This is a genomic window from Rhodococcus sp. PAE-6, from assembly GCF_025290685.1.
Classification (GTDB): Bacteria; Actinomycetota; Actinomycetes; order Mycobacteriales; family Mycobacteriaceae; genus Rhodococcus; species Rhodococcus pyridinivorans.
Genome location: NZ_JAOCLZ010000007.1, coordinates 85,275 through 107,984, shown reverse-complemented (window position 1 = coordinate 107,984; position 22,710 = coordinate 85,275). Strand labels below are relative to the sequence as shown.

Below are 22,710 nucleotides of genomic sequence, written 5' to 3'. Positions count from 1 at the left end.
CCTCTCCGCTCACACGACGGAATAGCCGTTCGGCAACGCCATCCGACCGGTCAATGCCCGCAGCACGGTCGTGCCGTCGCCGAGTGCCAGAGCGATTCTCGCCGCCAACAGGGCGGACTGCTCGAGAACCTCGGCGGGAGGTTCGTAGGGAACATCCGCGGCGTCGGCGATGTCGAGACCGTGGACGGCGAGTTCGAAGGTGCGTGTCGGGAGGTAGGAATGCAGCCGGATCCCCGATCCTCCGATCACCCGGATCAGACGATCCTCCCCGGTACCGAGCCGCTCGATCACCGCAGCCGACAGGGCACCGATCGTCGCCACCGGGTCGTCACCGAGGTCGGCACCGGCACGCCGTCCACGTTCGACGATGTCCTCCGCGCCGAGGACCGAGGTCAGTTCCTTGACGTGGACGTAGTACTGCTCCGCGCTCGCGAGGTCCTCGGTGTCGGCAGGACTGTCGAGATAGGTCATGACGGTCGTCAACGAGCGTGAGGTGTGTCCGATCAGTGCTCGGAGGTCCCACTCACCCAGGCCCGGACCGTCCCAGCGGCCCTCCGGCACGGCACGGACCAACTCCGCGAAGCTGCGTACCGCCGAGACATACGTCGCTATCGGCGATTCCATGACATCTCCCGCGGCCGACCGGATCGAACCCGACACGAGAATGAAAGCACGCGTCTCCCGGCTACACCGTCGGTGTGCGCACGCGGGTCGGCACGGATCGCTCGCGCAACGTGAATCCCAGCTTCTCGTAGAGCCGGATGGCGGTCATGTCAGAGACCGAGGCCGGTGCCGTGGACACCGTACTCGTCGATGACCGCGAGCTCGTCGTCGGTGAGCGGCGGGAAGCTCAGTGTCTCGACGTTGTGGTCGAGCTGCCAGGTCGAGCTCGCGCCGACGAGCGCCGAGGTCGCGGCGGGCTGCCGGAGCACCCACTGCAGTGCCCGCTGGGCCAGCGACTGCCCACGCGACCGGGCGAGCTTGTCGAGTTCGGTGACGCGCTGCCGGTAGGTCTCGTCGATCACGTCCGGGGAGAGGAACGCACTGTTTACCGCTCGCGCACCGTCCGGGATGGTCTCGAGATACTTGTCCGTCAGAAGTCCCTGTGCGAGCGGCGAATACACGACGAGTCCGAAGCCGTCCTGCTCGGCCGCGTCGAGCAGACCGTTCTGCTCGATGCTGCGGTCGAAGATCGAGTAGCGCGGCTGGTGGACGAGCCGTGGGGCGCCGGCTTCCCGCAGAAGTGTCGCGGCTTCGTGCGCACGATCGGGTTGGTAGTTCGAGATGCCGACGTAGAGCGCCTTCCCCTACTCGACGGCGGAGACGAGTGCCCCGACGGTCTCCTCGAGCGGGGCCGTCAGGTCGGGACTGTGGCTGTAGAAGATGTCGACGTAGTCGGTGCCGAGGTCACGCAGGCTGTGCTCGAGCGAGCCCAGCAGCGACTTGCGCGACCCGCCCTTCTGGTAGGGACCGGGACCGATCGGGTTGCCGGCCTTCGTCGACAGGATGATTTCGTCCCGGTAGGGCGCGAGGTCCCTGCCGAGGATGCGGCCGAAGTTCTTCTGCGCGGCGCGGTGCGGCGGACCGTACCGGTCGGCGTTGTCGAAGTGGGTGATTCCGAGGTCGAAGGCGTGGAGGATGATCTCCCGCTGCGTCTCGAACGGGTAGTCGGTGCCGAATTTCTGCCACAGGCCGAACGAGAAGGCCGACAGGTCGAGCCCGGACCGCCCCGAGCGCCGGTAGGGAATCGTCTCGTAACGATTCTCGGCTGCGGTGTATGGGGTTTCGACGGTGCCGTGCGACATCGGGCGGGGTTCGCCTTCGGTTCCAGCGGAATTCGGGTCCATGGGTACGTCGCCCGCCGAGGGATTCGGCGGGCGACATATCCGTTCGACACTCGACCACGGGCGCTGCCGGCCTGTCACCGGTTCCGCTCACGTTGCGCACAATGCGCCTGCCTCAGCGCCGGTGGCAAACATCGGCAGGTGGTGGTTCTAATTCGGTGACTGCCAACGGTCCCGACCATCCTTGCCGGGAGCACACACCATGGGAGTCCCCTTGGTCGTGACCCCGGTGGCACCCGGGGTGGAACAGAACGAGCCGCCGTGCACAGTGCCGCCCGATTGCTGAGCAGGAGCCGGCGGCGGCGTGTACGCAGGAGCAGGCGGCGGCGTGTACTGCGTCACCGGCGGCGGCGTGTGCTCCATCACCGGCGGCGACGTGTACTCCGTCGTCGCCGGCGGGGTGTAGGCGGGAGCGGGCAGCGGGGTGTACTCCGTCGTCGTTTCCACGACGGTCGTTCCGACCTGGGGAACCAACGGCACCACAGCAGGCGAGTCGGAGGTCGTGGTGGGCGCCGGTGTCGTCGTCCGGGGCGTGGTCGTGGCGGGCTTCGCCGTCGTCGTGGTCGGAGCCACCGAACTGCTCGTCGTGGACACCACCGAGGAGGTTTCCGTCTTCGGTTCCTCGTCACCGACAGCGGCGCCGAGCGCCACGAGTCCGACGAGGCCGGCGCCGAGCGCCCACGGCCACTTGCGCCGCTTCGACCCACCTGCTGCAGGGGGATTGCCGCCCTGGCCGACAGCCCCGAACACCTGAGTGGGGTCGCCGCTGCCCCTGGGTCTGGTCTGGTTCGTCCACTGCTGACCGTCCCAGTAGCGATCGATGGACGGGTCGTAGGGGTCGGGATGCCAACCGGCAGGAGGAGGATTCATGCTCGATCCGTTCTGAGGAATACGTTCCGCAGAACGTCGCCGGTACCGATCGGTGTGTTACACCGCCGATTCGGAAAACTCACCGAGGCAGGTGGGTGGGCGGGGCGTGCGAGCCGGGCCACACAGTGCCGACTTGTTAACCTGCATCGTGTTCAGAGTGATGTTCCACGAGCCGCGCATTCCCCCCAACACCGGCAATGCCATACGCATGGTCGCCGCGACCGGCGCGGAACTGCACCTGGTGGAACCCCTCGGTTTCGACCTGTCCGAGCCGAAGCTGCGCCGCGCAGGCCTGGACTACCACGATCTCGCGTCGGTCACCGTGCACAGCAGCCTCGAGGCGGCGTGGGCGGCGCTGGTCCCCGAGCGGGTACTCGCGTTCACCGCGCACGGCACGTCGAGTTATGCGGAGATCGAGTACCGGGCCGGCGACGTGCTGCTGTTCGGACCCGAACCGACAGGGCTGTCGCCAGAGGTGCTCGCCGACCCGCACATCACCGAGCAGATCCGTATCCCCATGCTGCCCGGGCGGCGTTCGCTGAATCTGTCCAACGCCGCAGCCGTCGCCTGCTACGAGGCGTGGCGGCAGCACGGTTTCCCCGGAGGGGTTTAGGCGCCGCTCTCCACCGGACGACCCGAGCGGACCCATCCGTCGGTGCCACCCGCGACGGACACGGCGTCGACACCGCGACCGGCGAGATACTGCGCGGCCTGCAGGCTGCGGCCACCCACGGCGCAGACGACGTAGACGGTGCCCTCGGTGGGGATCTCGTCGATCCGCGCGACGAACTCGCTGAGCGGGATGTTCGTGACGCCGGGTACGCGCACCTGGGCGTATTCGTCGCGTTCACGCACGTCGATGACGGTCGCCCCGTCGGTGAGCGCGGATTCGAGTGCGGCCAGGTCGACCTCACGCATCGCTGTCGGTCCTCTCGGTATCGGGCGTCCCGGTGGTTCCGGACGAACGTCCCCGTCGGGTGATGAGCCGGATGACCAGGTAGAGGACACCTGCACACACGAACAGGAACGCCACCCACGGTAGCGCGGCGCCGATACCGACCACCGCTGCCCCCAGCGCGGCCCACAGGCTGTTCCATCCTGCGACCAGCCCGTCCCAGAAACTGTCCTGTTCGGAGGGAAGGCGGTCGGTGGTGATGTCGACGGTGAGCGTGGACAGTTCGATCCGGTCGCCCAGCTGCCGTCGCTGCGCCTCGAGGCTGTCGAGTTCGGCCTGTCGTTCGGCCAGCGCGGTCTCTGCAGCGATCAGCGCCTCGACGTCGGCCGACGACTCGAGCAGTGCCCGCAGGCGGTCCACCGAGGCCCGCAACGCACCCACCCGGGCTTCGAGGTCGGTGTACTGCATCGTCACGTCGTCGCGGGTGGTGCTCAGGCTGGTGACACGGCCGAGTGTGCAGATCTCGTCGACGACCTCGTCGAGCCGGTCGGCGGGCACCCGCACCGTGAGCACGCTGCTCGCCTCGGGTTGTTCGGTGAGCGAGTCGACGCGTCCACCGGCTTCCTCGACGACCGTCACGACCCGGCGGCCCGTCGCCACGGGATCGCCGGCATCCATCTCGAGGTAGCCGGTGACGACCTCCTTGCGGTCGGCCTCTTCGGGTTGCGACTCGTGGAGACCGCCGTCGACGATCGCCGGTGCCGAGATCGCAGGCGCGGACGCCGAGGAGCCCTCGCCTCCACCACCCTCGTCGCAGCCGGTGACGACCAGAGCGAACAGAGCCAACGAGACCGGCCACAGGCGTTTCACACCCGGCGATGTTAGCGAAAGTCGCGTGATCTGCTCGGCATTCGCAGATCCATGGCTTCGAGATGGTCGGCGAGGAGCGTGACCACGCCCTCGGCGTTCTGGAGCCGGCCGCGGACGAGAAGGGCGGGAGCCGTGTGGGCCACGGTGCGGTAGCGCGCCCACAGACCGACCGAGCACACCACGTTCACCATTCCGGTCTCGTCCTCGAGGTTGAGGAAGGTGACACCGGCGGCTGTTGCAGGTCGCTGCCGGTGTGTCACGGCCCCGCCGACGAGGATGCGCGTCCCGTCGGGGACCTGCCACAACTCCGCGGCCGGGATCACCCCGAGTTCGTCGAGCCGCTCGCGCAGAAACTGCGTCGGATAGCTGTCGGGCGAGATTCCCGTGGCCCAGACGTCGGCGGCGGCGAGTTCGAGAGCGCTCATCCCCGGCAGGGCCGGAGTCGGCACCGTCCCGATCCCGGGGAGCCGCCCGGGGCGTTGTGCCGCGGCCGGCGCCACACCCCAGAGGGCTTCGCGGCGGGTGACGCCGAACGAGGAGAAAGCTCCTGCGGTGGCCAGCGCCTCGACCTGCGTGGTGGTGAGACCGACGCGGGCGGCGAGGTCGGCGGGCGAGGTGTACGGGCCGTGGGCACTGCGTTCGGTCACGATGCGTTCGGCGAGGTCGTCGCCGATGTGCCGCACCGTGGCCAGGCCGAGCCGGACCTCCTTCCCTTCGTTCTCGAGGGTGGCGTGCGCGAGACTCGCCGCGATGTCGGGGCCGTGGACGACCACACCATGACGGCGGGCATCGGCGACCAGCGATTGCGGCGAGTAGAAACCCATCGGCTGAGCACGCAGCAGGCCCGCACAGAACGCTGCGGGATGGTGCAGTTTGAACCATGCCGAATAGAACACCAGCGAGGCGAAGCTCTGCGAATGACTCTCGGGAAAACCGAAATTCGCGAAGGCGTAGAGCTTCTCGTAGATGCGGTCGGCGACGTCCCCCGTGATGCCGTGCAGGTCCCGCATGCCCTGATAGAGGCGTCCGCGCAGACGTTCCATCTTCTCCGTCGAGCGTTTCGATCCCATGGCGCGACGTAATCGATCGGCCTCCGCCGCGGTGAATCCCGCGGCGTCGACGGCCATCTGCATGAGTTGCTCCTGGAAGAGCGGAACGCCGAGGGTGCGTTCGAGGGCCTTCTCGAGGCAGGGATGGTCGTAGGTGACGGGTTCGAGACCGTTGCGCCGCCGGATGTAGGGGTGCACCGAACCGCCCTGGATGGGGCCGGGCCGGATGATGGCCACCTCGATGACCAGATCGTAGAAGCATCGCGGCTTCAACCGCGGCAGAGTGGCCATCTGCGCCCGCGACTCCACCTGGAAGACCCCCACCGAGTCGGCGCGGCACAACATCTCGTAGACCCCCGGCTCGGAGAGATCGAGGTGTGCGAGGTCGACTCGGACGCCTTCGTGTTCGTCGACGAGGTCGATCATGTAATGCAACGCGGAGAGCATGCCGAGGCCGAGCAGATCGAACTTCACGAGACCCGCTGCAGCACAGTCGTCCTTGTCCCACTGCAGGACGGTGCGCCCTTCCATCCGCGCCCATTCGACGGGGCACACGTCGGCGACGGCCCGGTCGCAGATCACCATTCCGCCCGAGTGGATGCCGAGATGCCGTGGGAGACCTTCGATCTGTTCGGCGAGATCGAGAACCGTCTCCGGGATCCGTTCGTCGGTCTCGACCCGCACCCCACCCCACCGGCCGATGAGCTTGCTCCACGCGTCCTGCTGTCCCTGCGAGTATCCGAGGGCACGGGCCATGTCGCGGACAGCGGAGCGACCGCGGTAGGTGATGACGTTCGCGACCTGCGCGGCATTGATCCGCCCGTACTTGCGGTAGACGTACTGGATCGCCTCCTCGCGCCGGTCGGATTCGATGTCGAGGTCGATGTCGGGTGGGCCGTCGCGTTCGGGCGACAGGAAGCGTTCGAACAGCAGCTTGTTGCCGACGGGATCGACGTTGGTGATGCCGATCGCGTAGCAGACCGCCGAGTTGGCGGCTGATCCTCTTCCCTGGCACAGGATGTCGTTTCGCTTGCAGAAGTCGACGATGTCGTGGACGACGAGGAAGTATCCCGGAAATCCCAGCCGGCCGACGACATCGAGTTCGTGTTCGATCTGCCGATAGGCGTCGGGGCGGCGCTCGACCGGACCGTAGCGGCGATGCGCCCCGTCGTAGGTGAGTTCGCGCAGCCAGGTGAACTCGGTGTGCCCGTCGGGAACATCGAAGGGCGGCAGTTTCGGGGCGACGAGACGCAGGTCGAAGGCGCATTCACGGCCGAGTTCGGCGGCACGGTGCACGACACCCGGAAAGGCCTCGAACAGCCACGCCATCTCCTCCCCCGACCGCAGGTGTCCGCCTCCGGTCGGCGGGATCCGGCCGACGGCGTCGTCGAGGCTCTGCCGGTCGGAGATCGCCGCCACGGCCATTGCCAGGCGTCGCCGACGGGGGTGCGCGAAGTGCGCTGCCGTGCTCGCGATGCACGGAATTCCGTGTCGCCCGGCAAGTTCGAAGAGGGCTGCGTTGCGTTCGTGGTCGTCGGGATATCCGTGACGGGTGAGTTCGACGGTCACGCGGTCGGCACCGAACCGGTCGACGAGATCGAGCAATACCGCTTCGGCGGCGGGGATCCCGCCCGTGTCGAACGCTTGTCGCAGGTGCCCCCGACGACAACCGGTGAGGATCTGCCAGTGCCCGCAGGCGGCGTCGGTGAGCGCGTCGTAGTCGTACGTCGGGTTGTTCTTCTCCCCTCCTGCGAGGTGGGCGTCGGCGATCTGCCGCGACAGGCGTCGATAGCCCTCCTGACCGCGGGCGAGGACGAGCAGGTGCGCATCGTCGAGGCCCAGCTCGGCTCCGAAGACGGTGCGGATGTCGAGTTCGCGTGCGGCTTCGGCGAATCGCACCGCTCCGTACAGTCCGTCGTGGTCGGTCACCGCGAGGGCCTCGAGTCCGAGTCGTGCCGCCTCCTCGGCGAGTTCCTCCGGCGTGGAGGCACCGTCGAGGAAGCTGAACGCGGAGTGGGTGTGCAGTTCGGCGTAGGGCACGACCGGCCCCTCGGGACGTCGGACCCGCGCCTCGTACTCGGCGCGGGTGCGCGACCACGCCGGGCTGTCGCTCCCGTCGCCGGGATGTTCGGTATCGCGACGGGAAGTGCCGGGTCGTCCCGAGAGCACGCGCTCCATCTCCGACCAGGTCGGCGGACCGTTTCCCCATCCCACTCCGGCACCTCCTCGACCGGTTCAGTATCGCACATGTGTTCGAGTTCGATGCTCGAACGCGTGCAGGTCTCGTCGATGCATCCAGGCATGTCGACGAGAACTGCACAATCGACTGCAATCAGGGGGTTGCACCATGGGCGATAGGGGTGCAACCCTGGAGTTGCATTCCCATCGGAGGAGACAGTCATGACCGACGAACTCGACCGCATCGAACGCGACATCACCATCGACGCGCCCGTGGACCGGGTATGGACACTCGTGGCCGAACCCGGCTGGTACATCAACGACAACGAGTGGACCGAGCACCGCCTCGAACACGACGGAGATCTCACCACCGTGCACGATCCGGTCCACGGCGCCTTCGTCTTCCGCACCGTGACCCTCGACGAACCGCACTACGCCGCCTTCCGCTGGCTCGCCGACCACACCGATCCCGACAGTCCGTCCACCCTCGTCGAGTTCCGGCTCACCGCGCTCGACACCGGCACAACCGAATTACGAGTCACGGAAACCGGATTCGACTCCCTGCCCGGCGACGCGAGCGAACGCCGCACCCGCTTCGAGGAGAACTCCCGCGGCTGGACGGCCGAACTGGAAATCGCCAAGCACCATCTCGAGAAGGACGAAAGCGTTGCCCGACGCTGAGTTCTCCGCCGATCTGCATCCCGTTTTCGCGGCCCTGGCCGACGACACCCGATGGCGCATCCTGCAGCGACTGGGCCGGTCTCCGGCGTCGGCGTCCGGACTCGCGGCCGAGTTCACGGTCTCCCGTCAGGCCATCGCCAAGCATCTGGCGGTGCTCGAGCGGTGCGGTCTCGTGACCTCCGAGCGCGCCGGACGGGAGATCCGCTTCTCCGCCGTCGGATCGCGGCTGAGCGCGGTCGGGCGTGCGATCGACGCCGTGGGGACAGGCTGGGACCGTCGCCTGTCCGCGATCAAGAAGGCGGCCGAACGGCCTCAGTAACCCGCGTTCGGATCGACCCGGGCGATCAACTCCTCGCCCGCGACGAACCGGCGCACGTTCTCCTCGAGGGTCGGCGCGAACGTCTGCGTCAGCCGGCTGCGTGTATTGGCGATGTGCGGTGTGATCACGGCGTTGTCGAGATCCCACAGCGGATGACCCTCGGGCAACGGTTCGGGATCGGTCACGTCGAGAACCGCCCCGGCGATCGCACCGTCCCCGAGCGCCTTCACCAGCGCGTCGGTGTCGACGAGGTTGCCCCGCGCGACGTTCACGAGCCACGCCGACCCGGGCATCGCCGCGAGCGCGGCAGCGTCGACGAGATGATCGGTCTCGGCGGTCGCGGGTGCGGCGACGACGAAGTGATCGGCCATCGACCACACCTCCGGCGTGCGGTCGGCCGGCAGCGTGACCTTCGCGCCGTCGACGGGACGGCCCGAACGATTGACCGCGACGACGTCCGCGCCGAGGGCGTGCAGGCGCGGGATCATCGCCCGGCCGATACCGCCGCATCCGACGATGGCCACGGTCGAGCCGTGGAGGGTCCGCACCCGCGGGTCGAGAACGTCCTTGGTCCACCGCTTCGCGACGACCGAGGCGTGGAACTGCCGCAACCCCACGAGCAGTGCTCCCACCGCGTACTCGGCCACGTTGTCGGCGTATACACCGGACGCATTCGCCCACAGCCGGCGGTCGTCGATCACGCCCGCCCGGAAGAACGGTTCGATACCCGCGTAGGTGAGCTGCACCCAACGCACCCGATCGGGCAGATCCGGGAACTCCTCGGCGCTGCCGTCCCACACCAGGGCATCGGCCTCATCCAGTTCGGAGAGGGTTCCACCGCCGGAGACGATCGCGGTGGCGAGGTGTTCGTCGTGGCCGGGTCCGAGATGAATACGCATGCCGCGACCCTAACCTCGAATCCCTCGCGGAGGGATGTCGAGAATCCGGAAGCGGCTCCGTCTCCTCCACGAACGCGGCCACAATGGGCCGTACCGCACGGAGGAGAACATCATGGCCGAGTACCTGCTGCTCGAGCATTCCCGCGGCGCCCCGGCAGCGGTGAACGACGTACCCAGGGATCAGTGGGAGCCGGACGAGGTGTCGGCCCACATCCGGTACATGCAGGATTTCGCCGCCCGGCTCGAGAGCACCGGCGAGTTCGTCGACGCGCAGGCGCTCTCCCCGGAGGGCACCTTCGTCCGCTACGACGGCGAGGGACGTCCCCCGGTCACCGACGGGCCGTTCCCGGAGACGAAGGATCTCATCGCCGGGTGGATGGTGATCGACGTCGACAGCTACGACCGGGCACTGGAACTGGCCGGCGAACTGTCGGCCGCGCCGGGAGCCGGTGGGAAGCCGATCCACGAATGGCTGGAGGTGCGCCCGTTCATGTCCGAGCCGCCGACCGTCACGGAGTGACGCCGTGGACACCGTCACGGAGTGACGCCGTGGACACCGTCACGGAGTGACGCCGTGGACACCGTCACGGCGGCTCGGCTCTACGCGGAGGCCGCGCACCCGGCGACCAGCGTGCCCGAACGCGACCATCTCGTGCGGCAGGCAGCACGACTGCACAGCGCTTCCTGAGGTTCCGTCAGGGTTCTCCCCCACCACGAAATCCGGTGCCACGCCGGATGTGCCGAGGGTGTGGGAGAACGAGCATGGATGTCGTGAAAATCCTGGTGCGTCTGCTCGCCATACCCTTCGTGCTCTTCATCGCGTTCGTGGCGGTCATCGGTGGCCTGGCCGTCCACGCGTGGACCACGCGCGCGCTCGACACCACCGGACGCGTCGACTTCGACACCGCCCTGCGCATCCCTCCCGTCGAGTCGGGCACCGTCGAGGCCGACGGCACGCGCGTGTTCGACCTGACCATGCAGCGCGGCACGACCGACCTCGGGCACGGCCCCGACACCCGGACGTGGGGCGTGAACGGCAGCTATCTCGGACCCACTCTCCGCGCCGTGCGCGGCGAGAACGTGCGCGTGAACGTCACGAACGAACTCGGCGAGACGAGCACGATGCACTGGCACGGCATGCACCTGCCCGCGGCGATGGACGGCGGACCGCACCAGCCGATCGAGCCGGGAACGACATGGTCGCCGTACTGGACCGTCGATCAGCCGGCCGCGACCCTCTGGTACCACCCGCACCTGCACGGTTCCACCGCCGCGCACGTGTACCGGGGCGTCGCGGGCATGTTCCTGATCGACGAGCCCGGCAGGTCGCCGCTCCCCCACGACTACGGGGTCGACGACATCCCCCTCATCGTTCAGGACCGGAAGTTCGACGGCGACCAGCTCGACGACAGCAACGCGATCTTCGCCGACGTCGGCACGCTCGGCGACGAGATCCTCGTCAACGGCACACCGCGGCCGTTCCTGGACGTCGGCACCGAGACGGTCCGGCTCCGGGTGCTCAACGCGTCGAACGCGCGCGTCTACAACTTCTCGTTCGACACCGGGATACCGTTCCTCCTCGTCGGCAGCGACGGTGGTCTGCTCGAGGAGCCGCGGGCCGTCCGCAGTCTCCAGCTGTCGCCGGGCGAGCGCGCCGAGATCGTCGTCCGGCCGGAAGCAGGTTCGAGGCACGTGCTGCGCAGCACCCCGCCCGAGCTGAAGGCCGGCTTCTGGCAGGACCGCTTCTCCGGTGGCGACGACCGCATGGACGTCCTCGAGCTGCGGGCGGCACCCGTCCTCGGGTCGTCGGCCGCGATCCCGGAGAGGCTGACCACCCTTCCGGAGCTCGGGGAACCGAGCAGCACCCGCCGCATCGACCTGACCTCGTCGACGACCATCAACGATCGCGAGATGGACATGGGCCGGATCGACGAGGTGGTCGTCGCCGGCACCACCGAACTGTGGGAGGTGCGCAACGTCAGCGGCACGATCCACAACTTCCACATCCACGACGTGCAGTTCGAGATCCTCGGCATGACCGGGGTGAGTCCCGACCATCCGTCCCTGGCCGGTCGCAAGGACACCGTCTTCGTCCCGCCGGCGGCGACCGTGCGGCTGCTCGTTCCGTTCGGTAGCCACACCGATCCGGCGATGCCGTACATGTACCACTGTCACCTGCTCGAACACGAGGACAGCGGCATGATGGGACAGTTCGTGGTGGTCGGCGCCGACGAGGTGCACGACGTGACGCAGGCGGCCGGCACCGCCCACCATGCCCACGACGGCGGGTGAACCCGGTCACGTCCGGCAGGGCCGGGAATGGATCCTTGCCCACCCCTGTTGAGGAGTGTGGATCGGCGCGTCGCGTACGCCCCGGAGCCAATGAGAAACCGCCTTCGTGGAATACCGTCCGGCTGGAGCCACGTTGCGCAACGTGCCGTGAGGCATCCGGCGCGTCGGTCCACCTTCTTCCTCCCCTGATCTCGCGGCCGTTCCGGCCGAGCAGGGTGAAGCCCTCCCACTCCACGCCAGTACAGTTGCCGATCGTCAGAATCGTCAGCGGAACCGGGAGTGGGCATGAGTCGCTGGGCCGAGATCGTCGTCACCAGGAGCCGATGGGTACTGGCGATCGTGCTGCTCGTCGTGCTCTTCGCCGGCGCCTGGGGCGTCGGGATCTTCGGCAAGCTGACCGGCACGGGCTACTACGACCCGAACAGCGAGGCCGTCGAGGTCGAGCAGATCATCTACGAGAACTTCGGGTCGCAGGCCGCGGACATCATCGCGCTCTACACCGCACCCGAGGGACGCACGGTCGACGATATCCGTCCCGACATCGAAAGAACCCTCGCCGAGTTCCAGGACGCCGTCCCCGCCGAGTCGATCCAGACCTACTGGACCGCTCCGCCGCCGATGAACCAGCTGCTGCTGTCGACCGACCAACGCAGCGTGGCTGCCTCGATCACGCTCGGCGCGAACTCCGGGCTCACCGCCGCGAGCTTCCCCGAAGCCCTCGACCTGCTCGAGGTGCCCGGCGTGGAATCGCAGTTCGCCGGCAACACCGTGGTCGCGATCGAGTTCACCGACACCCTGGAGAGCGATCTCGTCCGGTCCGAGCTCATCGCGGTGCCCATCACGCTGGTGCTGCTGGTGTTCATCTTCGGCGGGGTGGTCGCCGCCGCGGTCCCGGTCTTCGTGGGTGTGCTCGCGATCTTCTCGTCCCTCGCCACCCTGCGCCTGCTGTCGAATTTCACCGAGGTGTCGTCGTACGCGCTGAACATCACGTCGCTGATCGGTCTGGGCCTGGCGATCGACTACGGCCTGTTCATCGTCAGCCGCTACCGCGAGGAACTCGCGGCCGGTTCGGACGTCACCTCGGCGGTCAAGCGGACGATGTCCACCGCCGGTCACACCGTGATGTTCTCCGCTGCCCTGCTGATCTGCGCGTTCGCAGGCATGCTCGTCTTCCCGCAGACGGTGCTGCGGTCGCTCGGCCTCGGTGCCATGGCCGCCGTCCTCGGTGCCGCCGTCCTGTCGCTGACCGCGGTTCCCGCCCTGCTGACGATGCTCGGCCACCGCATCAACGCGTGGACCTGGGACCGTGAGACCTCCACCCGCGCCGAAGCGCGGGCACGTCGTTTCTGGGGTGGGGTCGTCCGCAAGGTCGTGCGCCGTCCCGCCCTGATCGCGGTGGTGATCACCGGCGGTCTCCTCGTACTCGCGTCGCCCGTGTTCGAAGCACGGTTCGGGGAGATCGAATACACCGCCCTGCCCGAGGACAGCCAGGCCCGCGCGGCCACCCAGACCTTGCTCGACGAGTTCCCGAGCACCGGCAACGGCGCCACGCTCGTCCTGCGTGGTGAGAACGGACAGGCCCCGGACAGCACTGCCGTGCGCACGGTGTCCACCGAGGTCGCCAAGGTCGACGGCATCTCGCAGACCGTCATCGTCGGGCAGGAGTCCGACGTGGTGGTCCTGCAAGGCCTCTACGCTCAGGGCGTGGACGGCACCGCACGGGCGAGCGAGATCACCGGCGAACTGCGCGCCTTGGACGTGCCGGACGGCACCGACCTGCTCGTCGGCGGCGGCCGGGCTCTCGTCGACGACGCCAACCAGGCCGTCTCGGATTCGCTCCCCTGGATGATCACGATCATGGTGCTCTCGACCCTGGTGCTGCTGTTCCTGGCATTCGGGTCGGTGGCACTGCCGATCAAGGCGGTGCTCATGGCGGCACTGAGTCTCGCCGCGACCTTCGGCGTGCTGACCTGGGTATTCCAGCTGGGCCACGGTGCTTCGTGGCTGCACGTCGTTCCCGCGGCGATGGAGCCGACCTTCGTCGTCCTCATCCTCGCCGTGGTGTTCGGCCTGTCGACCGACTACGAGGTGTTCCTCATGTCGCGCATGATGGAGGCCCGCGCGGCCGGAGCGACGACGGTAGAAGCCGTCGAGTACGGCATTGCCCGCACCGGACGTGTCGTCACCGCCGCTGCACTGCTGCTGATCGTGGTCACCGGGGCCTTCACCATCTCCGGCCTGTCGATCATGCGGTTCCTCGGCGTCGGCATGATCGTCGCGCTGATCATCGACGCAACGATCGTGCGCATGCTGCTCGTGCCGTCACTGGTCAAGCTCATGGGCGAGGCCAACTGGTGGGCACCGGCGTGGATGAAGCGCGTGCACGCGAAGGTCGGACTGGGTCACTAGACCGCAGAGCGGCGGGATCACTAGACCGCAGAGCGGCCGGGTCACTGAACCGCAGAGCGGCGGGATCACTGAACCGCAGAGCGGCCGGGTGGTCGGGGTGTCGCTACAGCGGCGTGATCGTCGTCGCGACGACGGGACGCGCCGGCTTGGCCGCGGCACCGCAGCTCGCCGGACGGGCCGGTAGTTCCGAGGTCTCCACCCCGACCTGCCATGCCCGGCCGTCGCGATGACGCACGATCGGCTCGTCCCCGCCCTCGACCGTCACGCCGTCGATCGCGAACTCGTCGATCGCCTCGCGCACCGCGATCTCGGCGGCCTGCCCGGCCGCACCCCAGGTGCTGCGACCCCGCAGGCCACCCGCGTGGACATACCCGTTCCGGGCGTCGCGGACGGCGGCGAGACTGTCGTCCTCGTCGAGCCGCCCGTAGGTGTAACCGGTGGGCAGCATGATCATCGACGGCGCGAAACGGTGTCCGCCGGTGTGCGAGCACTCCCACACGTCCTGCCCGAACTCGGCGGTCAGAGCGGCCGCGATCGGGCGCCCCAGCACAGCGCAGCACCGGTCCCGCTTTCCGTGAGCGCACACCAGGACGATCGGGTCCTGCACGGCCGTGCCGAGACCGGGGGCCGGACCTGCGACCACACGGGGGACGATGTCGAGCAGCTCCGCCGGCTCGGTGATCTCGAGCCGCTCGCACCAGGTGTTCTCCGGTTCGGTGCGGGCCAGCAGGACGGTCCGGGTCTCCCGCACCACGTCGCGGCCGGGTCTCCGGATGAACAGGATCCGCACGTCCGCGGCCTTCGCCCGGGCGGACAATTCGTCCGACAACTCGGCGCCGAGGGCGGTGCCGTCGAGCACGTCGCGGCCCCAGCCCGTCGGCACCTCGAGGCACACGTAGCCGGGCGCGGTGGCCGCCGTACCGGGCAGCGGCTCGTCGAGCGCGGACAGTGCGGAACAGGTGGGAACGGAGATGGTGGTCACGCGGACATTGTGGCCCGGACACCCTCGTGACGGCCCGGCACCCCGCGGTGACCGGTCAGCCGCGGCGAAGAAGCCGCTGTGCCGCACCGCCCCACATCCGCAGGAATCCCTGCGACAGGTACGCGAAACTGCCCAGCGCCAGCACCCACTTGGTGACGCTGACGGTCGAGGCGGCCCGGACCGTCCGATCGTCGATCCGGGTGCGGTGATCCAGCAGGTACAGGCCGACGGCGTTCTCGACGTAGTCCCCCGCCGCGGCGACGACGGGCGCCGCCATCAGGATCCGACGCGTGCTCGGCGACAGCGGGCGGTGTTCGTCGAGCGATCGTGCACCGGCCCGCAATGCGATCGCGAAGGTCGCCGGATGGACCATGTCCCAGTAGTAGTGCTGCCGGTAGCGCTCGATCTCCTCAGGACCGAGATTGTCGAGGATCTTTCGGTACTTCGCGGCCGAGAAGGTGGTCTGGAGGGTGCCCACCGTCGGGGCCGTGGAGCCGAGAACCCGACCGATGTTCGCCTGGGACACGAGGAAGACTGCGGTAGCACCGATGAGGAAGCGGTCGGCCCGGGTGAGTGTCATGCTCGTGATGCTAAAGGCAGAGAATCCGCGACTCTACGGAAGGGAGACCCGTGCAGATCACCGGAGCAGTCCTGGAGGAGATCGGACGTCGACGGCGGTACGAGGAGTCCACCCCGCTCAGCGTGGACCTTCTCGAACTCGACCCACCAGGCCCGGGTGAGGCACTGGTCGAGATCGAATGCGCCGGTGTGTGCCACTCCGATCTGTCCGTCGTCGACGGCAACCGGCCTCGTCCGGTTCCCATGCTGCTCGGGCACGAAGCGGCCGGACGCATCGTCGAACTCGGCGACGACACCACCGGATTCTCCGTCGGCGAGCGGGTCGTCATGACCTTCATGCCCCGCTGCGGTGAGTGCGAGGGCTGCGCGAGCAACGGCATCCGCCCCTGCATCCCGGGATCGGCCGCGAACGCGGCGGGAACCCTGCTGTCGGGCGCCCGGCGGCTGCACCGCGACGGGAACGACGTCCACCACCATCTGGGAGCATCGGCCTTCGCGACCCACGCCGTCGTCGACACGCGGTCGCTCGTCGGTGTCGGCGACGACGTCCCCGCCGAGGTCGCCGCGCTGATGGGTTGCGCCGTGCTGACCGGTGGCGGTGCGGTCGTCAATACTGCTCGTCCTCAGGCCGGGGACACGCTGGTCGTCGTCGGTCTCGGCGGAGTGGGGATGGCCGCGCTGCTCGTGGCGCTGGCCCACGACGACGTCACCGTGATCGCCGTCGACACCTCCCCGGACAAGCGCGATACGGCCCGGTCGCTGGGAGCCGAACGCGTCCTCTCACCGGACGAGGCCGTCGAACAGGGCGTGAAGGCGCGGCTGGTCATCGAGGCCGCGGGGAGCGTGCCCGCGCTCGCCACGGCGGTCGCGCTCACCGGACCGGGAGGCACTACGATCACTGTCGGCCTGCCCGCCCCCGACGCCCGGCTCGAGATCTCGCCCACCGCTCTCGTCGGCGAGGGCCGCTCACTGGTGGGCAGCTACCTCGGATCTGCCGTCCCGGCCCGCGACATCCCCCGCTTCGTGGACATGTGGCGCGAGGGGCGACTGCCGGTCGAGCGACTCGTCACCGACCGTCTGCCGCTGGGTCGGATCAACGAGGCGATGGACGCCCTGGCCGACGGAACCGCCCTCCGTCAGATCCTCACCATGGACTGACCACGAGCCCTACATATCAAGCTCAGATGCCGTAGTCCACGACAGTCACTCAGATGTCGTAGTCCACGACAGTCACTCAGATGTCGTAGTCCACGACAGTCACTCAGATGTCGTAGTCCACGACGACCGGCGCGTGATCGCTGATCCTCCGGTCCGGCGCCGGATCGCGGTCGGTCCCTGCGGAGATCGCGGTCCGGGCCAGTCGCGGCGTGGCGAGGTGGTAGTCGATCCGCCACCCGGAATCGGAGGCGAACGACTCCCCCAGCCACGACCACCACGAGTAGGGACCGTCGACCTCGGGATGATGCCGGCGGACGACGTCGACGAGCGTGCGCGGCGACAACAGTGAATCGAACCAGGCGCGTTCCTCGGGAAGGAAGCCCTCGGCCTGCCCGCGACGCCGCCAGTTGCGCACGTCGTAGCGCGTGTGGGCGACGTTGAAATCACCCATGATCAGGAACTCCCGCCCCTGGGCGCGCGCCGCGAGTCGGCTACGGGTCAGCTGCCGGGCGAAGGCCGACAGGAACCGCATCTTGCGTTGGTAGCGCATCCCACCGTCCGGTTCGTCGCGCATGCGCCCGGGCTTCTGGAGGTGCGCCGGGAGCCCGCCCTTCGGCAGGTACAGCGACGCCACGGTGATCGGTGCGTCGGCGAGATCCACCTCGACGTACCGCCCCTCGTGGGCGAATTCGGACAGTCCGCGTGCCAGCGCTCCCCGATCGAACTCGATCCGGTCGACGTGTTCCTCACCGGGAAGTCGCAGCAGTGCGGTGCCGCTCCAGGTGCGCACGGCGGCAGGTTCGTGCAGGGTCAGGATTCCGACGCCGTTGCGGCCGGGAAGGGTGCCCTCGTCGTAGGCGAGGTGGTACTTGCCGAAGACTCCCTGCGGGATCGCAGCCGCCGGAGCGCGTACCTCCTGCAGGGCCACCACGTCGGGGTTGCGCTCACGCAACCAGTCCTCGAATCCGCGGCGCTGTGCGGCGCGGATTCCGTTGATGTTGAAGGTCGCGATGCGCACGATCGTCCAGTCTAGGCAACCGTTCGATCCGTGAGGAACGGGACGACGGCCGCTGCGAAATCGCGGGCACGGTCGCGGTGGATGCTGTGCCCGCAGCCGATCTCCCGCACTGAGGCCGAAGGCAGCGCGTCGACTGCCGCCGTCAGCAGGCGCGGGTCGACCATGCTGCCGCGGCGCGCTCCGCGCAACAGCAGGGTCGGAGCGTCGAGGGACGGAAGATGCTTCCACCACACCGGATTCGGCGTGTGGAACTGGGCGACGACCGACGGCGTCATCGAGCGGTCGAAGGCGGTGACCGCGCGCGGGTTGAGCGCCATGCTGGTCGCGGCGTGCCACAACTCCGCGGGAGTCGGGCGGTGGGCCGGCACCTCCGGAACCGGATCCCCCTCCCGCAACGGCAGAGGTGTCTCCTCGAGAACAAGTCGCCGGACGAGGCCGGGATTCTGTTGCGCGACCAGCGATCCCACATGACCGCCGAGCGAGTGCCCGACGAGATCGACGGCCTCGACACCGAGGTGGGCGCACAGGCCGGCGACGTCGGCGGCGAACTCGTCGAAACGGTACGAGGGGGCCCGGCCGCTGCGTCCGTGCCCGCGCAGGTCGACGGTGATCACCCGTCGGCCCGCCTTCACCAGGTTTCCGGCGAACCGGGTCCATGTGCGCCCGTCACCCCCCATCCCGTGCACCAGCAGTACGGGCACGGAACGGGCGGCGGACCCCGCGGATTCGCGGGACGCAGCGTATTCGCGATACGCCAGGGCGACCCCGTTCGGCGCGACGGTGAGGACCGGAGATCTCATGATGCTCGAGCCTACTCAGTCGTAGACGCCCTCCACCCGCCAGCCGTCGGCACCGAAGAACACCAGCAGGGCCCGTGATTCCTCGAGCAGCACCTGCAGACGGGCGGCGCACCGGGCGGCGGCCGGATCCCACCAGTACTCGTCCACCGGCCACGGACCGGCCCATCCGATCACCGTCCAGCTGCGACTTCCCCATCGCAGCCGAGCAGGTGACCCGCTGAGCAGTCCGCGCTCGGTCACCGAGACCGGATTCCCCACGTCGTCGTCCAGCCGGATCGAGGGAGGTGTGTGCAACACCAGCGCGGGAGCCGGGGGCGGGAGCCGGCCCGGCCACGGTGCGTCCGGGTCGGAGTGCGGTATCGCCTCGTCGCCGACGGGCACGAGGACGATCCGTTCGGTGGGTCCCCGGCCGCCGCCGAGCACTCCGATCCGGACGGCGTCCCCACCGAGCAGGCCCTGCACTCGGACGAGCGCCCGACGTGCGCGTTCGTCCTCGTCGCCGACACCGCCCCAGAGCCCGAGCTGCAGCGCACCGGCGGCCACGACCTCGACCGGTTCGAGACGTAGCAGCACGATTCCCGCCGTGGGCCGGTTCGTGTTGCGGCCGGTGAGCCATCCGTCGAGCTGCCATCGCACACGATCGGCCGTACCCTCGGGGGTGAGCGGCTCGGCGCAGCGCCAGGTGCGCGCGAGTTCCTCCCCGGCCCCGGTGCGTGCCGTCACGAGCAGTCGCGTGCATGCGACTCCCGCTGCCGCGAGCCTGGTGTGGAGCAGTTCGGCCAGTGCGCGACCGGCGAAGGCCGCGGCGTCGACCCGCTCCACCGGCGGGTCGCAGGGCTGCTCGACCGTCAGGTCCGGAGGGATCGGCCGCCCCGACGGGGGACGTTCCGGCAGGCCCCGTGCGCTCCGGTGCGCAGCGACGACGTCCGCGTCGAAGCGTGACGCAACATCGATAGGGGACAACGCGGCGAACGCTCCGATGGTGCGGATACCGAGACGGCGCAACAGATCCACCGTGTCGGCCCGCCGAGGAGCCGCCAGCGCCGGTTCCACCGCGAGATACGAGACCGGCAGCGGCGCCAGGAACTCGGCGCCCCTCCCCGTCGGGACCAGCGCGTTCCGGCGCGCGGCGAGGACCGCTGTGGACAACTCGTCGGCGACACCGACCTGGCATTCCACGCCGTTCGCCGCGACCGCGTCGATCAGGGCCTCCGCGGCGGCCTCCTCCGAACCGAACCACCGGACTGCACCGCGCGCGGCGAGGACCACCAGACCCGGGCGCAGCACCTCCACGCCCGGGGCCACCGCATCGATTGCGGCCACCACCGCCTCGAACGTCCGCGCTTCCAGGTCGGGATCCGAGCGGGCCACATGCAGTTCCGGGCAGCGTGCCTGCGCCTCACGTCGTCTCAGGCCGCGCCGGACACCCGCGGCCCGCGCCGAGGCCGAGCAGGCGACGACACGATTCGCCGAGACCACCGCCACCGGGACGGTCGCGGGCAACTCCGCGGCGGTGGCGGCGGCGACGGCGGGCCAGTCTGGGCACCAGAGGGCCACGACCCGCGCGGGCGCCCGTCGAGAGGACGAGTCGTTCACCGGACCGCTTTACGGAAATGCCCGTCCTCCAGCCGATTTCGCTCCTCACTCGCCCATTCGACGGCACTGCGGCCGGCGCACACCTCCACGCGGGTGGCGCGCGGAGGAAACGCACGCCCGTGCGCCCGGACCGACAAGCGGGTCGCGCACAGCCGGTCCCGGCCGGGACCGTCCACACCCCGATAACCGTCGACCCGCGCCTCCAGTCGCACGTGTGCACCCTCCCAGCGACCGTCCGTGACCACGAGGACGGACTGCTTGCTCCGCGCCCGGGCGGCGACCGCACGAGCGCGGGACGGCGGCACCGATGCCCCACCGAGCCCCAACACCACCAGGTCGATCCCGTCGAGCAGCACCGCGGCGATCTCCACGGGATCCGGTCCGGGATCGGGGATCACAGCCAACCGGTGCAGACGGGCTCCCATCTCCGCGGCGGCGAGCAGACCCAGCCGGCGCTGACCGATCACGGCGGCGTATCCGCCCGAGGCAGTCACGGACGCGAGCATCCCGAGGAGAAGGGAGGTGGCCCCCGAGACCGAGACGACGCTGCCACGCACCAATCCGCCCTGGGGCAACAGTTCCGCGAGCGGAGCCGGGACGGGCAGGACGCGGTCGGAGGGGGCCTCGACCCGGCCTCGCGCGACGGACTGGACCTCGCCCCGCGCCGGCACTGCCGCGATCCGACGTCGCAACGCTTCGATCCGCTCCGCGCGACCCGCTTCCTCGTCGTCCACCGGAAATTCGGCCACCTCGCCCACTGTCACCCCTGTCATCCGCCTGCCGCCTGACACACACGACCGGCCGACCACGGGGAAGTCGTGGCCCGGCTCGCACTCTATTCGAACATACTTTCGATCCCCATCAAGTAGAACCGACTCGAATCCTTCCCGTCAAGCCGGGAGCACCGCCCCCGACGGTGACTACAGTGCAGCTCACACGTTTTTCGGCCGGGGCGAACACCTCCGATCGACTACTCTCGATCGAGTGGCGGAGCAGGCATGGGCAGGACGGGCCGTAGGACCGGATCACTTGGTGGCCGGTCGATATCGGCTCGACTCCAAGCTCGGCGGTGGCGGCATGGGTGCCGTCTGGCTCGCCCGCGACAACCGTCTGGGCCGCGACGTCGCCGTCAAGCAGGTGATCTCCACCGCAGACCTCGATCCCGACGAGGCCGAGGATCTTCGCCGCCGCGCGCTCCGGGAGGGCCGGGCCGCCGCCCAACTCGCCCACGAGCACGCCATCTCGATGTACGACATGGCTCTGCACTACGGCGAACCGTGGCTCGTCATGGAGCACTTGCCGTCCCGCAGCCTGGCGCAGGTGATGAACGTCGTCGACACTCTCCCGCCGTACGTGGTGGCGCAGATCGGCGCGAACGTCGCCGACGCCCTCACCGCCGCGCACGCCGCCGGGATCGTCCACCGCGACGTCAAGCCCGGCAACATCCTCATCGCCGAACGCGGCCGCGACGCCGGCATCGTGAAGATCAGCGACTTCGGCATCGCTCGCGCGAAGGGCGACAACGACCCCGACGGCGTGATCATCGGCACCCCCGCCTATTTCGCACCCGAGGTCGCGCGCGGCAACGATCCCACCGAGGCCAGCGACGTCTTCTCGCTCGGCGCCACCCTCTACACCGCGGTGGAGGGGCAACCGCCCTTCGGCTTCGAGACCGACTCGATCGCGTTGCTGCACCGGGTCGCGCGGGCGGAGATCATCATGCCCACGCACACCGGTCCGCTCACCGAGCCCCTGCTCGAGATGCTCCAGCCCGATCCGGCGCGACGCCCGACGATGGCGCAGGCGCGCGATCTCCTCGCCCGCGTGGTCCTCGGACCGAGCGGATCGGCGGCGGCCCTGCGCGGCCGTCCCATCCAGAACGAGGACGGCACGATCCCGTCGTGGGCACAGCGTTCCGCGCACTTCACCGAACCCGCACGCCCCCGTGGTTCCTTCGTCGACCGCCCCCTCGGTGCCGCGACGCAGGCCACCGGTGGTCCGAAGAAGTCGGCGAAGGGTTTCGCCCCGGCGGATCTGCTCGACCGCCTGCTCCCGAAGGGCCCCGTGCCCGACAACCCGCAGGACCGCATCGTCGCCTATGCACCCCTGGCGATGGCGGCGATGATCGCGGTGATCCTGGTGGCGTTGCTCGTCGCCGTCATCATCGCGCTGGTCGTCTGATCCGCGCCGGCTGCGCAGTCCTCGTCGATGATTTCGCTCGCGAGCGACGAGAACTGCACGCCGCCGGCATCGGCACGACGAGCACCGGTC

General features: G+C 69.1%; 20 protein-coding genes and 1 pseudogene. 8 read left to right on the top strand and 13 right to left on the bottom strand.

Translation table 11 applies throughout. From position 1 onward, the window contains the following. Positions 1-9: 9 nt before the first annotated feature. The 3 genes and pseudogenes from NVV99_RS15545 to NVV99_RS15535 form a co-directional block, all read right to left on the bottom strand. A complete protein-coding gene (locus NVV99_RS15545; protein WP_024101565.1) occupies positions 10-624 on the bottom strand; it encodes a maleylpyruvate isomerase N-terminal domain-containing protein in 615 nt (204 codons plus the stop codon). 149 nt (positions 625-773) lie between these two features. Further along, positions 774-1,805: pseudogene (locus tag NVV99_RS15540) on the bottom strand (aldo/keto reductase). A gap of 189 nt (positions 1,806-1,994) precedes the next feature. Beyond that, positions 1,995-2,714, bottom strand: coding sequence for a DUF2510 domain-containing protein (locus NVV99_RS15535; RefSeq protein WP_080678476.1), 720 nt, complete (start codon positions 2,712-2,714; stop codon positions 1,995-1,997). A gap of 148 nt (positions 2,715-2,862) precedes the next feature. Between NVV99_RS15535 and NVV99_RS15530 the strand changes: the two genes are divergently transcribed. Then, a complete protein-coding gene (locus NVV99_RS15530; protein WP_024101568.1) occupies positions 2,863-3,327 on the top strand; it encodes a tRNA (cytidine(34)-2'-O)-methyltransferase in 465 nt (154 codons plus the stop codon). Here the strand turns inward: NVV99_RS15530 and NVV99_RS15525 are convergent. From NVV99_RS15525 to NVV99_RS15515, 3 genes are read right to left on the bottom strand one after another with little or no spacing between them, the layout of a single operon-like run. Then, a complete protein-coding gene (locus tag NVV99_RS15525) occupies positions 3,324-3,632 on the bottom strand; it encodes a rhodanese-like domain-containing protein (RefSeq protein ID WP_024101569.1) in 309 nt (102 codons plus the stop codon). The two genes, NVV99_RS15530 and NVV99_RS15525, sit on opposite strands and share 4 nt — an antisense overlap. Beyond that, on the bottom strand, positions 3,625-4,479 hold the full coding sequence (locus NVV99_RS15520) for a DUF4349 domain-containing protein (RefSeq protein ID WP_024101570.1): 855 nt from the start codon (positions 4,477-4,479) through the stop codon (positions 3,625-3,627). Before NVV99_RS15520 ends, NVV99_RS15525 begins: the two co-directional genes overlap by 8 nt. 11 nt (positions 4,480-4,490) lie before the next feature. Then, on the bottom strand, positions 4,491-7,742 hold the full coding sequence (locus NVV99_RS15515) for an error-prone DNA polymerase (RefSeq protein ID WP_024101571.1): 3,252 nt from the start codon (positions 7,740-7,742) through the stop codon (positions 4,491-4,493). 186 nt (positions 7,743-7,928) lie between these two features. Here NVV99_RS15515 and NVV99_RS15510 point away from each other — a divergent pair, with 186 nt between their 5' ends. Together NVV99_RS15510 and NVV99_RS15505 are read left to right on the top strand one after the other, a co-directional pair. Continuing rightward, complete coding sequence (locus NVV99_RS15510) at positions 7,929-8,387, top strand: ATPase (protein ID WP_024101572.1); 459 nt, start codon at positions 7,929-7,931, stop codon at positions 8,385-8,387. After that, on the top strand, positions 8,374-8,706 hold the full coding sequence (locus NVV99_RS15505) for a helix-turn-helix transcriptional regulator (RefSeq protein ID WP_024101573.1): 333 nt from the start codon (positions 8,374-8,376) through the stop codon (positions 8,704-8,706). The genes NVV99_RS15510 and NVV99_RS15505 overlap by 14 nt, the downstream gene beginning before the upstream one ends. On the opposite strand, the gene NVV99_RS15500 is transcribed toward NVV99_RS15505, so the two are convergent. After that, the gene (locus NVV99_RS15500; protein ID WP_024101574.1) at positions 8,700-9,605 is read right to left on the bottom strand and encodes a D-isomer specific 2-hydroxyacid dehydrogenase family protein; all 906 of its coding nucleotides are present in this window, start codon (positions 9,603-9,605) and stop codon (positions 8,700-8,702) included. The two genes, NVV99_RS15505 and NVV99_RS15500, sit on opposite strands and share 7 nt — an antisense overlap. 112 nt (positions 9,606-9,717) lie before the next feature. Between NVV99_RS15500 and NVV99_RS15495 the strand changes: the two genes are divergently transcribed. From NVV99_RS15495 to NVV99_RS15485, 3 genes are all read left to right on the top strand, one after another. Next, the gene (locus tag NVV99_RS15495) at positions 9,718-10,125 is read left to right on the top strand and encodes a YciI family protein (protein WP_024101575.1); all 408 of its coding nucleotides are present in this window, start codon (positions 9,718-9,720) and stop codon (positions 10,123-10,125) included. Between the two features lie 242 nt (positions 10,126-10,367). After that, positions 10,368-11,897, top strand: coding sequence for a multicopper oxidase family protein (locus NVV99_RS15490; RefSeq protein WP_024101577.1), 1,530 nt, complete (start codon positions 10,368-10,370; stop codon positions 11,895-11,897). A gap of 285 nt (positions 11,898-12,182) precedes the next feature. Then, on the top strand, positions 12,183-14,306 hold the full coding sequence (locus tag NVV99_RS15485; protein ID WP_024101578.1) for an MMPL family transporter: 2,124 nt from the start codon (positions 12,183-12,185) through the stop codon (positions 14,304-14,306). 103 nt (positions 14,307-14,409) lie between these two features. Here NVV99_RS15485 and NVV99_RS15480 read toward each other — a convergent pair whose 3' ends face one another. Both NVV99_RS15480 and NVV99_RS15475 read right to left on the bottom strand, forming a co-directional pair. Next, positions 14,410-15,288: a sucrase ferredoxin gene (locus NVV99_RS15480; RefSeq protein ID WP_024101579.1), complete on the bottom strand. Its 879-nt coding sequence runs from the start codon at positions 15,286-15,288 to the stop codon at positions 14,410-14,412. 55 nt (positions 15,289-15,343) lie between these two features. Continuing rightward, positions 15,344-15,868: a hypothetical protein gene (locus tag NVV99_RS15475; RefSeq protein WP_024101580.1), complete on the bottom strand. Its 525-nt coding sequence runs from the start codon at positions 15,866-15,868 to the stop codon at positions 15,344-15,346. Between the two features lie 50 nt (positions 15,869-15,918). Here NVV99_RS15475 and NVV99_RS15470 point away from each other — a divergent pair, with 50 nt between their 5' ends. Further along, positions 15,919-17,025: an alcohol dehydrogenase catalytic domain-containing protein gene (locus tag NVV99_RS15470; RefSeq protein ID WP_019288569.1), complete on the top strand. Its 1,107-nt coding sequence runs from the start codon at positions 15,919-15,921 to the stop codon at positions 17,023-17,025. 103 nt (positions 17,026-17,128) lie between these two features. On the opposite strand, the gene NVV99_RS15465 is transcribed toward NVV99_RS15470, so the two are convergent. The 4 genes from NVV99_RS15465 to NVV99_RS15450 are packed head-to-tail and all read right to left on the bottom strand — an operon-like array spanning position 17,129 to position 21,197. Then, positions 17,129-18,043, bottom strand: a complete 915-nt coding sequence (locus NVV99_RS15465; protein WP_006550090.1) for an exodeoxyribonuclease III — start codon at positions 18,041-18,043, stop codon at positions 17,129-17,131. Between the two features lie 11 nt (positions 18,044-18,054). After that, a complete protein-coding gene (locus NVV99_RS15460; protein ID WP_006550089.1) occupies positions 18,055-18,843 on the bottom strand; it encodes an alpha/beta fold hydrolase in 789 nt (262 codons plus the stop codon). A gap of 15 nt (positions 18,844-18,858) precedes the next feature. Beyond that, entirely contained in the window at positions 18,859-20,439 is a 1,581-nt protein-coding gene (locus NVV99_RS15455) for a DNA polymerase Y family protein (protein ID WP_024101581.1), read from the bottom strand. Then, a complete protein-coding gene (locus NVV99_RS15450) occupies positions 20,436-21,197 on the bottom strand; it encodes a hypothetical protein (RefSeq protein WP_024101582.1) in 762 nt (253 codons plus the stop codon). Before NVV99_RS15450 ends, NVV99_RS15455 begins: the two co-directional genes overlap by 4 nt. A gap of 274 nt (positions 21,198-21,471) precedes the next feature. Here NVV99_RS15450 and NVV99_RS15445 point away from each other — a divergent pair, with 274 nt between their 5' ends. Continuing rightward, entirely contained in the window at positions 21,472-22,620 is a 1,149-nt protein-coding gene (locus NVV99_RS15445) for a serine/threonine-protein kinase (protein WP_024101583.1), read from the top strand. Positions 22,621-22,710 lie beyond the last annotated feature (90 nt).

Coding starts and splice junctions, on each gene's coding strand:
- NVV99_RS15500 (WP_024101574.1), bottom strand. CDS start 9,605: ATGCGTATTCATCTCGGACCCGGCCACGACGAACACCTCGCCACCGCG.
- NVV99_RS15525 (WP_024101569.1), bottom strand. CDS start 3,632: ATGCGTGAGGTCGACCTGGCCGCACTCGAATCCGCGCTCACCGACGGG.
- NVV99_RS15495 (WP_024101575.1), top strand. CDS start 9,718: ATGGCCGAGTACCTGCTGCTCGAGCATTCCCGCGGCGCCCCGGCAGCG.
- NVV99_RS15485 (WP_024101578.1), top strand. CDS start 12,183: ATGAGTCGCTGGGCCGAGATCGTCGTCACCAGGAGCCGATGGGTACTG.
- NVV99_RS15510 (WP_024101572.1), top strand. CDS start 7,929: ATGACCGACGAACTCGACCGCATCGAACGCGACATCACCATCGACGCG.
- NVV99_RS15490 (WP_024101577.1), top strand. CDS start 10,368: ATGGATGTCGTGAAAATCCTGGTGCGTCTGCTCGCCATACCCTTCGTG.
- NVV99_RS15460 (WP_006550089.1), bottom strand. CDS start 18,843: ATGAGATCTCCGGTCCTCACCGTCGCGCCGAACGGGGTCGCCCTGGCG.
- NVV99_RS15475 (WP_024101580.1), bottom strand. CDS start 15,868: ATGACACTCACCCGGGCCGACCGCTTCCTCATCGGTGCTACCGCAGTC.
- NVV99_RS15545 (WP_024101565.1), bottom strand. CDS start 624: ATGGAATCGCCGATAGCGACGTATGTCTCGGCGGTACGCAGCTTCGCG.
- NVV99_RS15535 (WP_080678476.1), bottom strand. CDS start 2,714: ATGAATCCTCCTCCTGCCGGTTGGCATCCCGACCCCTACGACCCGTCC.